We start from the raw sequence: 12,578 nt of genomic DNA, 5'->3' as shown, positions 1-12,578 counted from the left end.
ACCGTGGCCTGAAGGACATGAAAAAAAACTGACGTTTCGCTGATTTATCAGCTTTAAGCTTTATCCGGCAATGAACCTTGCAGTAAGCTCGGCATAAGTCTTTTGCATGATTCCTTTTTCCTATGGCGCAACATTTCTGGGTTAACAACTACTTTGTTGATATCAGTCGCAATCAAATACGGCATCAACAACAGGCCACCCAACTCCCTCCTAAAGCCTTAAAAGTCCTGGAAGTATTGGCATCCCGTGCAGGCGACGTGGTGAGTCTCGACGAACTCATGGAATTGGTGTGGGGAAAAAGTGTTGTGGGCCCAAACACCCTGCAACGGGCCATCGCTCAACTCAGAAAAGCCTTTGGTGATGACAGCAAACAGCAAGCCTTTATCAAGACCCATGCCAAAAAAGGTTACAGCCTCGAAGCGAATGTCCGGTGGGAGGAGAGTAAAACCCAGCCCTTGCAGGCAGATAGTGCACCAGCGGCAACGAAACCAAAGGCGAACAAAGGCGTATGGATTGTTGCAGTGGTCGTCATACTGGCTGTTGGCGCCTTATGGGCAGGCAAGAAACCCCAATCTGAGTTGTATGACCAACTGACACCCTTAACGGCCAGTGATGAGCAGGAATTTAACGCCTCCTATTCCCCCGACGGCAAATATCTGGTCTTTAACCGCTATGTCGGCCAATGCATCAGTCATTTATGGGCAAAGGATCTCACTAACAATCAGGAGGTTCGTCTAAGCGATGCGCCCGGCCACTATGATGGCCTGGCTTGGTCGGCAGACGGTTCCAGCATCGCCTTGGTGCTGCAGTCGAGCTGCGAGGATGCCAACGAGCAGGTGCAGCAGTGCTGGCAGTTACAGACGCTGGATTTTGCGCAGGCATGGAAAGGCGAGGCAAACAGCCTGATAAGATTCGATTGCGAGCAAACGCCAACCACTCATCCGCTGTGGTTAAACGACGGGCGGATTGCGCTCCTTCAATATAGCGACGCCAATCATAAGCACCCGGCACTGATTATTCATGACGCAAGATCTGAACAGGTAACCAAAGTGCCGATGGATCATGGTGGCCAGTTGTATTCATTGGCTTATTCAAGAGCCAAAGACATATTCGCCAGCACCAGCACAGTGGAAGGCAATAACCATATACTGCGAACCTTCACTACAGACGGCCAGATACTCTCAGAAGCCACCATCAAGCGATTGCCCCAGCATTCTGTGTATCGGGACTTCCCTATTACTTTTTCTCCTGATGGTGAGCACTTTTTGACCGAGGTGGGTGGGCAGATTTTCCGGCTAAGCCCCAATGGCGATTTAGAGCTTTTACATACTGCCGGTTTCAGCGGCTTATCAAACGCCGTCTATCACCCAAACCAGACAAAAATTGCCGCAACCCAGGGAAGCAAAGACTTCGATGTGGGATTTCTTACCACATTGCAGGGCATGGCTGATGTAGAGGTGTTTTCCCGCTCAACAGAAGTGGATATCAACTCCCAGTTTCAACCCGGCGGAAATCTGATTTCCTTTGCTTCGTACCGCTCAGGCGACAGCCAGCTATGGATCACAGATGGCGAGACGACCTATCAGCTCACCCGTTTTGAAGATGGTATGCGGGGGCTACTCTACAGCTGGGCACCAAGCGGGGAGGCACTGGCGGTAAACGCAAACAATAAGGTTGTCATGGTCAACCTCGACGGGCGTCATCAAAGCATCGACTCCCCCATCGCCGTCAATGTCTTAATGCCCTGGACCAATCCGGACTACTTATTGGTAACAGCCAATCAGTCAGACAAGGATCAGTTGTTTAGCATTGACGTAAATACCGGGGCAACCACAGATTTGAAATTAAAGGATGTTATGTGGGCGGCTTATACGGATGACAATCGAATTATTTACAGCGACAACCAAAAGCACTTCTGGCTATGGTCCCAGGCCAAAAAAGAGCCGCTAACGGCGCTCCAAGGCAAGCTTTACGGAAAACGGGCCGTGCTCAAAGACGGCCACCTCTATGGCCTGGACCGCGACAATCAGCTGTGGCGATATGAATTGGCAACGGATAAATTCGAAACTATCGCCCAGGTCCACAAAGACGTTATCTATATAAGCGACGTAAAGTCCGACCAAATGCTGGCCACCAAATTCATCGGCGGCAGACGCGAGCTGGTTGAGCTGAGTGTGAGTGATTAGGTCCCGACGCTTTGGGCGCAGAGGTAGGTATTGAGGAGAATGTTGCTTACCGGCATTACTCAGCGCACTCATCCTTACACATACTGAGCATTGTGTTTAATCCCTCCCCAATACGGGCAGCGTCTGCACGGTCGAACTTCACGGTGGGCAGGCTGGCCAAGTCAACTGGGGTATTCGCTGTGAAGAGTCGGGCGATGTCCACTTTGAGGTTAAGCACGTCAGTATCGCCAGGGAGGGAAAATGCTGTGGTCGTGTAGTTTTCATCAAAGCCCACGTGATAGACCAGCGGCAGCAGTTTGTCACCCTGATTGAGCCGGCCTTCCAACAGGATGAACTTATAGCCAACATCCCAGCTCCAGGCCATGCGACCATTAGGGTCCAAATCGCCAGCAACGGTAATGGTGCCATTGGCCTCAGGGTCAACCCCTATCCCCAGTTCCATCAGATCAAACTCTTGCCCCCCGGGTAGGGTTATCGCTAATTCGTAAATACCCTGTTGATTATCAAAACGGGCCAGGTGGTAGCTTTGCGGTACCCTGTGCTCTGCTTCCTTGCCCTTGAACTTCAGGTTACTGATAAAAAACTGAAAATCCCGGATGCTGTAGCTGCCCTCCCCTCCTGGATTAGGGTAGAGGCCAGAGCTGAGCGCCAGCGGACTGTCACCGACAAAGGGATAAAAACGCAATACCAGCGTTGATGGTTTGGCCTGCCACCACTGACACGCCGTAACCATAAAAAAAGCCATCGCCAGCAATATACTCTTCACACTGTCTCTGCGGGTTTTCATTATTTGGCCTTGTCGCTAAAGGGATTGGAAAATCTCGGATCGGTCAGAAAGGTTTCATCGGTCAGCGTATGTAAAAAGGCGATAATCGCCTGTGCTTCTTCTTCCCTCAGGTTAAGGCTGATTTTACCGTCACTGAAATTACCGAGGTTGTCGGCTTCAGCAATAAGCGGACTCAGGGTTTTGCTTGGCTTGATGCCGCCGTTGTAGTGCTTCAACACCTGCTCCAGAGTCTGAAATCGTCCGTCATGCATATAGGGCGCGGTAACGGCAATGTTCCGCAAGGTAGGCGTTTTAAAAACGCCTCTATGTGCCTCGTTACCGGTGACTTCTGCCAGACCCGGTGACAGATTGGCTTCATCGTCCAGTCCGTTATTGATAAACCCATCAAATTTGGTGTTAAAGCCGCTGGTCAGAAACTGACTATGACAATCGATGCAGTTTCCGCCGCGCAGGCTGGCCTTAGTGTCGGGGTGGGCCATAAACAGCTTTCTTCCCCACTCTTCCTGCTCGGTTAACTGGATTTCCCCGCGCAGAAACTGATCATAGCGGGAGTTAGCTGATACCAGAGTGCGCTGAAAGCTGGCCAGGGCTTTGGCGATAGTCTCGGCCGAGATTCCCCCGTAGGCAATTCTAAACAGCTGCCGGTAAGTGGTGTCCTGTTCGAGCTCCTGGACAAGTTCGTCAAGATCCTGGCCCATTTCATCGGGGTGCTGGAGGGGGATCAGGGCTTGCTGCTCCAGCGAGTCTGAGCGGCCATTCCAGAAAAAAAACTGGGGGCCCCAGAGGAGGTTAGCCAGACTCATGCTGTTGAAAGCCAGTGGTTTACCGGATACGCCCACGGAGCCGGTTAACCCATCGGTAAATGCCAGACTCTGTTGGTGGCAGGTACTGCAAGACACCTGATTGTTGGATGACAATCGCGGGTCGTAAAACAGCCTTCTGCCGAGTTCCACCCCCTCTTCGGTCAGCGGGTTATCTGGCGGGATCGCAAAGCGACCATAGACAAAAGGCGCGGTAAAGTTTTTAAGCGGCTTGCCCTGTGGAGCCGTATTGACCAGGAGGAAGGACAGAGTCGAAAAGACCGCCACCGCTGCAAAAGCGGTGGCGAGCAGCACAACCTGTCGTTTGCTCATTGCCTTGCATCAATGATGATGAACAAACCCGGAGCCAAACAGCGCTTCAATATTATCAATGCCTTTATTGAATTTGGCTTTGAAATTCACGGCGCCAAGGCGCTCCCCCGTGATCAGGTCATGCACAGTGACGGAGTGATCATTCAGCTTGGCGATAAAGTCGACATCCGTGGGATCGTTATCCTGTGCATTACCCAAATTCAGCAGATTGTTCTGAATTGCGATGAGTTTTCTGCCGGATGCAGTTTCGAAGAAGATCATATGGTGAGCCCCCAGCTCCGCCTGTATATCTTCACCACTGGAGACCAAGTCGGGTAAGTCTTTCAGGCTGTACCGTTTGACCACCCCGGGGATAGCATGGCTGATAAACAGCTCTTCCTCATTGCCGTAGAACTCCAGTGGCACACCGGTACCAGCGGCGGCACCGTCATAAAGCTTCTCGGGTGTGCCAAAGGTTTTTGCCTCAGCGTTATAGGGGATTTTCCAGGTTTCAAAGCCAAACATCGTATTCACCAGCACCGCCGGTTGCGCCCCTGCTACGATGCTTGGACGTACGAATAACACTTCCACCGGCGAACTTGGAAAGCCAACAGGCTTGGCTTCTTCGGTGATGATGTTTTCAATCGGCTCGAAGGTATTGAGGTCTATTACCGTCACCGCGTTGCCCACGCCGGTGGCCAAATCGGGATGCACGGTGGACGACACCACCATGCGATCCTCATACGCTGAAATACCGTGGGGGTACATGATGTAGGGCTGACCTTCACCGACCACTGACTTGCGCGCCTCGATGATGGTGACCAGCTCATTATTCTGCGAATTAAACACGCCGACAGAGCCCCCGTCAGCCTGATCCAATCCGGTGCCGCCCATAAAGGTAACAAACATGTACTGGGTGCCATCGACAGCGTGCCACATGATGTCTTCACCCACTACCTGCCCATGGGTGTTGAGGCAATCCACGTCATTTACGGCTGGCGCACCCGATGCGCTCCTGACCAACTTAACCTCGGCCAGACTGCACTGAGTCCCCAGGCCAGTGGCGTAGAGCCGGCCGCTGGGACTGTAGTAGAGATGATGCAGCGGGGCATCAAATTCGGGGAGTTCGTATTCGTAGAGGATTTCGCCAAACTTGGCTGACTCGGGGTCCAGCTCAACAATGGCAAGGCTATCTTTGGTGCCCAGGGCGGGCAATCCACTGAGCAGTACCAGCCCCTGAGTCTTTTCACTATTGAAGTCAGCTACAGCAGGTTCCGGGGCTTGTGAACAAGCAAGCAACAAACTTAAACATGCAACGCAGGGTATGAATTTCGTGATGGTCATGATGACTCTGATCATAAAGGGTGTGATCAATTAAGATAGGTCACTTATTGAACAAGTGTTAACCCTTATCAGGGTGGTTTAACCTTTCAGGGCAAGATACTGGCAGATTAGCCTTAAGAGTTTTCCTGGCGGAAATATTTCCACCAAAGACCAGGTGCCGGCGGCCATCTCATCCACTGGCCCACCTACCTAAGACCTAAAGGTCATCCGGGACTGATCCAGTTGGGGTTATAACCCCGGCTCTTTGCTTTCGCCGGGTAGTTGTCCGCGGGAGGTAAACCACAGAGACACAGAGGGTACGGATGAATTACTGGTTAGTATGGACTGGCGCTGTTCGGTAGTGGGGCTGTGGGCGCAAGGGGTTGGCTGGTGCTAATTCACTACGCCCCCTTTTTCCCCTTGCTTAGATCCTGGGTTTAAGGAAGGCCCCTCTTCGTTTCGCCGTGCGTAGCAATACCCCTGTGGCGACCGAGACGGTCAGAATCACCAGCAGGGAATTCTCCGGACCGAACATGCCGCCGGTCAGCCAGTCTGGCCCGGCATAACGGCTTTCGAATGGCGCCAACGCACGCCAGTCCTCATTGCCGGACAGAGGCACACCGCACAATAGTATGGTGAAGTTCCAGCAAGCGTGATTGGCCACTGCTACCCAAAGATTGCGGGTCAGCACGTATACCCCTGACCACAGCAGGCCCAGTAAGGTGACCGACACTAACATCGTCGCCACATCGCTGACCTCGCCTTGCGCCAGGTTTCCCATATGCATCAGAGCGAATACCAGGGACTGCGCTATCAGTGCAATCCCTGTGCCCCAGCCCCGTTCAAGCACCCGGAACAACAAACATCGGTAAATCAGTTCCTCAAGGGTGGCAGCGACCACAATCAACACGCCTACGCCCAATAGCGCCGACGAAAAGCCGCGAAACTGCATCAGTTCGTAGGCGCCAAGCGCAAAGAGTAATGTAATGGGCAATACGACCAGCAGGGCACCGCTGAGGCCGCCGAGCAGCAGGTTGAACGGCTGCAACCGCAGTTCGGTGACGTCGCGTTTTTCAAACCAGCGAACATAGGCCCAATAACCCAGCACGGCCACCAGAGGAATGCCCATACGCCTCAATGCGCTAAGCAGTTCAGGATCCAGTTGCAAGGCAGCATCAAGTATTGGCAGCAAGCCCTGTCGATAGACCACTATGGCGCCAATGACTGCCGCCCCGCCAAGCAACAATTCAACCAGTATGGCTTTGAGAATGCTCAGGTGGCGTTTGGCACCAGGTTGAGTACCGCTTGGCTTTGGCTGAGGATCTGCACTGGCATTTTCAGAAGATGATTCCTGTGCGTCGTGCGAAAGCGAAGGTCGCGGATCTGCCAGCAGATTCTGTTTGTTCATATGGACCTGTACTTGTAATGCCCTGGGTAAAGGCATCATCCAAGCAGGTCATACAACTTGGCAAGGGGAAAAATGTTAGCAGTCGTTACCTGGTAACGGCGAAGGCTCAGTTACCGAACAGCTTGCTGAAATGATGCGTTAATACCGCTTGCTGGCCAAGGGGTTTGAGGGCGTTGCCGGCCAATAAGGCTCAGTCGCTTTGCGCCTTGAGCGTGTATGTTTGCTTAATTAACTACGACCCAATTTCCCCGACCCGTTTTTTTGAATGCGTACTGGAACTGTAGCTGCCGAAAGAACGGATTCAACAACTCTGACCCTTTGATCCCGACCCTTTTTATTCTGGACAACGCCAACAGCAGTTATGAGGCAGGCCGTCAAAGGAGATTGACAGGGCAAATCAGTTTCGGATATTTCGTTTATTGCCCGTTTCGGTTATTTCGTTTATTTTCTCTTCAGGGATGGCGTTACTCGCATCCTACAGCTCGTAGTATTTATCAGGAGGCAGTTATGGCGAGTGCAAGTCAATATGGGCGTATATATAGTCCGTCGGAGCATGATGTTGATCTGGCCAGAGCCAGTGCATCTGTGATTTCCCAGATTTTGGGAAGACATAAGAAAGAAGCACAGTTTGAAGAGCGCATCCAGTTTAAGGATGAGAAGGGCGAAGAGGTCGTTTTGCCCAGTGCTGTGCTGGAATTATTGAAAAGTATCCTGGTGCAGATGGCGCAGGGCAATGCGGTTACCCTGGTTCCCATCCATGCAGAACTGACGACACAGCAGGCAGCAGATATTTTAAATGTATCCCGCCCCTATCTTGTGAAGCTTTTGGAGGAGAAGGAAATCCCGTTTTCGATGAAGGGGACCCATCGTCGCGTACTGTTCAAAGATGTACAGGAATACAAGGCCCGCATTGATGAACAGAGGCTGAAGGTGTTGGATGATCTTTCAGAGCAGGCGCAAGAGCTGGACATGGGTTATTGATGAAATTTGTCGCCATACTGGATGCCAATGTACTTTATCCCGCTCCCTTGCGGGATTTGTTGATGCATCTGGCGCTCAGAGATCTCTATGCAGCCCGATGGACAGAGAGGATCCACGAGGAATGGATACGCAATGTCCTTAGGAATCGGCCAGACCTAAAACCTGAGCAGTTGCAGCGAACCCGGGAACTGATGAACAAGCATGTCCGGGGCTGTCTGGTCACCGGCTATGAGGCCTTTGAGCCATTTGTAAAGTTGCCTGATGAGGATGATCGGCACGTACTGGCTGCGGCTATTGCCTGTGGCGCCCAGGCAATTGTGACATTCAACCTGAAAGATTTTCCTGCAGAAGAGCTCGACAAGTACGGTATTGAGGCCATCCCCCCAGATGTATTTGTCCAAAACCAGTTTGACCTGAATCCAGCACTGGTATGTCAGGTGATCAAGAGACACCGGGAATCGTTAAGAAAACCACCAAAATCCATTGCTGATTACCTGGACACTTTAGAAGCTTGTGGCCTGGTTGTCAGCGCTGAAATCCTCCGAGGATATGCTGAGAATTTGTAGCCTTTCGCGATTGGCCATTCACTAAGCAAGTCGGCTGGATAGCCGCGCTCTAATGGGCTGAGCCCTTGAACATTCGTTTCAACAACTCTGACCCTTTGATCCGAGGATATCCGCAAAGCAGCCAACAAATGGCTGGTACTGGCAGTGAACGCTTTGCTAAAGAAGTTGAGGCTCTAACAGGTAAGAGGCTACGGGAAGGAAAACGGGGTAGACGGGTTGGATGGAGGAAGAAGGCCGATGCGATTTAAAGTGGATCTGACCCCTTTTATTCACACGAGGAATGGATACGCAATGTCCTTAGGAATCGGCCAGACCTAAAACCTGAGCAGTTGCAGCGAACCCGGGAACTGATGAACAAGCATGTCCGGGGCTGTCTGGTCACCGGCTATGAGGCCTTTGAGCCATTTGTAAAGTTGCCTGATGAGGATGATCGGCACGTACTGGCTGCGGCCATTGCCTGTGGCGCCCAGGCAATTGTGACATTCAACCTGAAAGATTTTCCTGCAGAAGAGCTCGACAAGTACGGTATTGAGGCCATCCCCCCAGATGTATTTGTCCAAAACCAGTTTGATCTGAATCCAGCACTGGTATGTCAGGTGATCAAGAGACACCGGGAATCGTTAAGAAAGCCACCAAAATCCATTGCTGATTACCTGGACACATTGGAAGCTTGTGGCCTGGTTGTCAGCGCTGAAATCCTCCGAGGATATGCTGAGAATTTGTAGCCTTTCGCGATTGGCCATTCACTATGCAAGTCGGCTGGATAGCCGCGCTCTAATGGGCTGAGCCCTTGAACATTCGTTTCAACAACTCTGACCCTTTGATCAACCCTTTGATCCGAGGATATCCGCAAAGCAGCCAACAAAGGGCTGGTACTGGGCAGTGAACGCTTTGCTAAAGAAGTTGAGACTCTAACAGGTAAAAGGCTACGGGAAGGAAAACGGGGTAGACGGGTTGGATGGAGGAAGAAGGCCGATGCGATTTAAAGTGGATCTGACCCCTTTTATTCACCCCTTTTATTCCTTTAAAGTGGATCTGACCCCTTTTATTCCTTCCTGAGTTAACATATTGAGATGCACGATCGGGATACCATTGCTGTAACGAACGGTGAATACTGCCGTTTTTCCGGATGCTTCCTGCGCCATGACCTGGCGATGAAATTCCTGTGTCAGCATGGCAACTTTACCGCTCCCTCCGGCTGACCATCCGGTGAACAACCCTGCTCTATCTTTGTCCGGTGACTCCCAGTATTTAAGCTCTTCATTGTCACGGCACCCCCACAAGACAGCAGGATCGATATTCTCAAATCCCGGCATAAACCCATCCGGATGGCTATCATCAAGGTGTGCCAGGATCTTAAATACCTCCATGGCCATCCTTGCATCGCCCAGTGCACTGTGCGCATCGACCACCTTGATGCCAAACCCCTCAATCAGGGCCGTCAGCTTAAGGTTGCGTTCCCGTTTAAAAAGTCTGGTTGCAAACTCCATGATACAGACACTGGGACCATTGATAGATAGCTCGGCTTTGGTTGCCAAGGCGCTATTGAGTAGCGCGTTAATGTCATAGGGTAAGTTGTAAGCCGCAATAGTTTTGCCTTGCAAAACCTGACTCAGTGACACGCTCACCGAATCAAAAGTCGGGCAGGTTGTCAGTTGTGAGCTTGTGATTTTGTGCACTTCCACTGCGCGAGGCTCGATCTCAATCGTCGGTCTTACTCGCTGGTTGAACAGCACCTGGCCATTGCAATCCACAACAGCAATTTCAATCGCTTCATAGCCCTCCGACAGCCCAGTGGTCTCTGTATCTAGGACAATATAGTCGCGCAGATCGATAGGGCCGTTCTGCTGGACGGGATCCTCGTGTATCTGAAGTGGCTTGGCCTTTTGGCTGGAAGTGCCTTTACTTGGGGGCTTGAAATAGTATCCAAGCCAGATTACAAGGACGATAACTAAAAGCGCGATAGCAACGGGAAGAGAATTCATCAATTCATCCTACGGAACGCATCAAGCCAGACTATGAACCTGTCAGGCTGATTACCAGAATATCACCATACTCTGCCAACGACTCGTTAAAATAGCGACCGTGCCGGCGACGGCATGGAGTGAGCGCTGCGGGGTCATCCATTAATCAGTAGGACCCTTTGATCCCGCTTCTTAAAGGTAGACATTACTTATTAATAATGACCCTAAGTTTTACTCCACTTATCTCATCTATGTATGCTGCTGTCGCACCTATTACAGTTAGCTGATCATCAGAAACTTTTGCTTTAGAGATAGCAGGCTGAACTATCGAGACACCTAATTTAAAGTCAGCATATCGAGATATTCTCGCTAGATTTGCTAGGTCTTCAAATGTGCCTTTTTCTATTCGAGAGGTTCTTCCATTTTTGAGCCTTCCACGCTCTCTCTCCATCAGTCGCAGGATCAATTTTTCTTTGTCAGAAAACCACTTAACACTTTTCTCAGCTTGACCTACGACTTGATAAACGTCATCGACTCTTGCTCCCGGAGTCGCCACCCCACCTTTTTTAGAGCAATATTTGCAATGAAATAAATCTACCACCAGCCTATTGTTATCTATGTTTTTTATCGCGACAACATCTGCAATTTCCCCAGCTCCATCATCGTCAAAAATCAAATCATACTCATTTAAAATTTTATGAATCGTATAGTATTGAACTGAATTAGCCAACTTATTAGCCGTCTGTGATTCAACTGATATATCAACACCATTCCAATCCCAATCTTCTATATTATTCACATCGTATTTATAAGCGTAATCTTCATTAGGGTAATATCTAAATGCACCATCTATTAATGATGTGTCGCTTAAAAATATTGTGGGGGGATGCTCCTCAAAGAACTCAGCGAGCGAGGTGGTCTGCTCCCCAATTTTAATGTCTAAATTACTTTCCAAGCTGATAGCAACTTCTTCGCCACCTTTAATCCTCATCGATATATTGTGCTTACCGTATTCATTATTGAGGATAAATTTAATTTCTTTAGGATCAGTGACAGGTAGATCACTTAGCAATAATTCACAATTTATTAGTGTTTCTTCCCATGTGGCAGACTTAATTGAAATTTTCATTTCATTTTTTCTAAGTATTTCAATAGGCCAATCAATAGCGAGCGCAGGTATATTTGGAAACTCATCAAGCTCTTCGGTTTGCATGGCGGTTTTCATAACTTCATTTGTATCAATTCTGTCGTCCAATATCTTTTTACCAACCCCTTTACACCAGGCTATCCATTGATCTAAAGAGTCGCTATCCATTGCCCAAACTTTACCTTTATGAGAACAACCAATACTTACTAGCTTTCCATTTTCAAAGCCCTTGCCAAAGATGTTAGATTTTTTAGCTCTATTGGCTTCAATATCAGGTATTTGTTCATTAATCTCTGTACCAGTGTGCATAGAGTATCGCAGACCCTTTTTGTTTTTATTGAGACCGACATTTTGCAACTTCAAACGCTTGAGTCCCGCTAACGCTCGGAATACATATTCGCCCTTAACTTGAGTAGCATCCTCAGCAATCAACTTAACTAGCCTTTTCACTAGGCCATCCTTTGCAGAAGAATGAATAAATAACAAATCATTTTCTTTGTCATAGAACGCAATATATAAGTCCCAAGATTCATCAAAAAGCTCCCTAGAACTAGTCCACCCTACAGGAAGATAGGACTTAATCGAAAAAACCAATGTATCTTTTTCATCATTAATTACAGAATCAACGATCTGAAACTGTTTGCTTCCAAATCTAATGAACCTTTCTGGGCTCCATTTGGCAATACGCATTCTATATACTGTAGTACTAATACTTGGCGTCAGGCCCAGATCTAAAAGCTTGCTCGGCTCAGAAAACTCTTCTCTGAACTCTTGATAGGCTTTTTCACCTTTGATTTTTTTAGAACTAATACTACTGATGACATTGTTCCAATCAGAATCTTCCTTATAAAGCTCTTCTAGACTTTCATTTACATTAGGGTTTGCAATATTGGCAATAAACTTAGCATCACCTACATTTTTTGTCGTCCTTGTAAAACGTCCTGTAAACTGAAGCATTACATTGATGCTCTTGTGTGTGACCTTCTCCCCAGATTTAACACCATGACTTTGATGAGATTTCCAATAAACTGGAGCCAATGGAGATCTCAGAATGAAAAAACGTTATACCGAAGAACAAATCATCAAGGCCATTAAGCAGCATGA

At 49.3% G+C, this 12,578-nt stretch carries 10 protein-coding genes; 4 read left to right on the top strand and 6 right to left on the bottom strand.

Annotation, left to right across the window (positions count from 1 at the left end):
* Nucleotides 1-122 precede the first annotated feature (122 nt).
* Complete coding sequence (locus J0A66_RS12985) at nucleotides 123-2,186, top strand: winged helix-turn-helix domain-containing protein (RefSeq protein WP_206574260.1); 2,064 nt, start codon at nucleotides 123-125, stop codon at nucleotides 2,184-2,186.
* Between the two features lie 55 nt (nucleotides 2,187-2,241).
* Here J0A66_RS12985 and J0A66_RS12980 read toward each other — a convergent pair whose 3' ends face one another.
* The 4 genes from J0A66_RS12980 to J0A66_RS12965 form a co-directional block, all read right to left on the bottom strand.
* A complete protein-coding gene (locus J0A66_RS12980; protein WP_206574259.1) occupies nucleotides 2,242-2,973 on the bottom strand; it encodes an MbnP family protein in 732 nt (243 codons plus the stop codon).
* Nucleotides 2,973-4,106 carry a cytochrome-c peroxidase gene (locus J0A66_RS12975; protein ID WP_206574258.1) on the bottom strand — a complete coding sequence of 378 codons (1,134 nt, stop codon included), beginning with the start codon at nucleotides 4,104-4,106 and terminating at the stop codon, nucleotides 2,973-2,975. The genes J0A66_RS12980 and J0A66_RS12975 overlap by 1 nt, the downstream gene beginning before the upstream one ends.
* Before the next feature lie 9 nt (nucleotides 4,107-4,115).
* A complete protein-coding gene (locus tag J0A66_RS12970) occupies nucleotides 4,116-5,387 on the bottom strand; it encodes a hypothetical protein (RefSeq protein WP_206574257.1) in 1,272 nt (423 codons plus the stop codon).
* Nucleotides 5,388-5,832: 445 nt separating this feature from the next.
* The gene (locus tag J0A66_RS12965) at nucleotides 5,833-6,816 is read right to left on the bottom strand and encodes a CPBP family intramembrane glutamic endopeptidase (protein ID WP_206574256.1); all 984 of its coding nucleotides are present in this window, start codon (nucleotides 6,814-6,816) and stop codon (nucleotides 5,833-5,835) included.
* Nucleotides 6,817-7,323: 507 nt separating this feature from the next.
* Between J0A66_RS12965 and J0A66_RS12960 the strand changes: the two genes are divergently transcribed.
* The 3 genes from J0A66_RS12960 to J0A66_RS12950 all read left to right on the top strand — a co-directional run bounded on the left by J0A66_RS12960 (nucleotide 7,324) and on the right by J0A66_RS12950 (nucleotide 9,088).
* The gene (locus J0A66_RS12960) at nucleotides 7,324-7,797 is read left to right on the top strand and encodes a helix-turn-helix domain-containing protein (RefSeq protein ID WP_206574255.1); all 474 of its coding nucleotides are present in this window, start codon (nucleotides 7,324-7,326) and stop codon (nucleotides 7,795-7,797) included.
* Nucleotides 7,797-8,363 carry a VapC50 family PIN domain-containing toxin gene (locus J0A66_RS12955; RefSeq protein WP_206574254.1) on the top strand — a complete coding sequence of 189 codons (567 nt, stop codon included), beginning with the start codon at nucleotides 7,797-7,799 and terminating at the stop codon, nucleotides 8,361-8,363. The genes J0A66_RS12960 and J0A66_RS12955 overlap by 1 nt, the downstream gene beginning before the upstream one ends.
* 350 nt (nucleotides 8,364-8,713) lie before the next feature.
* Entirely contained in the window at nucleotides 8,714-9,088 is a 375-nt protein-coding gene (locus J0A66_RS12950; protein ID WP_206574253.1) for a VapC50 family PIN domain-containing toxin, read from the top strand.
* A gap of 291 nt (nucleotides 9,089-9,379) precedes the next feature.
* Here J0A66_RS12950 and J0A66_RS12945 read toward each other — a convergent pair whose 3' ends face one another.
* Both J0A66_RS12945 and J0A66_RS12940 read right to left on the bottom strand, forming a co-directional pair.
* Nucleotides 9,380-10,348: a 3'-5' exonuclease gene (locus J0A66_RS12945; protein WP_206574252.1), complete on the bottom strand. Its 969-nt coding sequence runs from the start codon at nucleotides 10,346-10,348 to the stop codon at nucleotides 9,380-9,382.
* A gap of 184 nt (nucleotides 10,349-10,532) precedes the next feature.
* A complete protein-coding gene (locus J0A66_RS12940) occupies nucleotides 10,533-12,512 on the bottom strand; it encodes a hypothetical protein (protein WP_206574251.1) in 1,980 nt (659 codons plus the stop codon).
* Nucleotides 12,513-12,578 lie beyond the last annotated feature (66 nt).

This window comes from Bowmanella dokdonensis (assembly GCF_017254865.1).
Taxonomy (GTDB): domain Bacteria; phylum Pseudomonadota; class Gammaproteobacteria; order Enterobacterales; family Alteromonadaceae; genus Bowmanella; species Bowmanella dokdonensis.
This window is presented reverse-complemented; position numbering and strand designations above follow the sequence as displayed.

Bases quoted from the DNA above. Each gene is read 5' to 3' on its own strand.
- J0A66_RS12985 (WP_206574260.1), top strand. From the start codon at position 123: ATGGCGCAACATTTCTGGGTTAACAACTACTTTGTTGATATCAGTCGC.
- J0A66_RS12980 (WP_206574259.1), bottom strand. From the start codon at position 2,973: ATGAAAACCCGCAGAGACAGTGTGAAGAGTATATTGCTGGCGATGGCT.
- J0A66_RS12975 (WP_206574258.1), bottom strand. From the start codon at position 4,106: ATGAGCAAACGACAGGTTGTGCTGCTCGCCACCGCTTTTGCAGCGGTG.
- J0A66_RS12965 (WP_206574256.1), bottom strand. From the start codon at position 6,816: ATGAACAAACAGAATCTGCTGGCAGATCCGCGACCTTCGCTTTCGCAC.
- J0A66_RS12960 (WP_206574255.1), top strand. From the start codon at position 7,324: ATGGCGAGTGCAAGTCAATATGGGCGTATATATAGTCCGTCGGAGCAT.
- J0A66_RS12955 (WP_206574254.1), top strand. From the start codon at position 7,797: ATGAAATTTGTCGCCATACTGGATGCCAATGTACTTTATCCCGCTCCC.
- J0A66_RS12950 (WP_206574253.1), top strand. From the start codon at position 8,714: ATGAACAAGCATGTCCGGGGCTGTCTGGTCACCGGCTATGAGGCCTTT.
- J0A66_RS12945 (WP_206574252.1), bottom strand. From the start codon at position 10,348: ATGAATTCTCTTCCCGTTGCTATCGCGCTTTTAGTTATCGTCCTTGTA.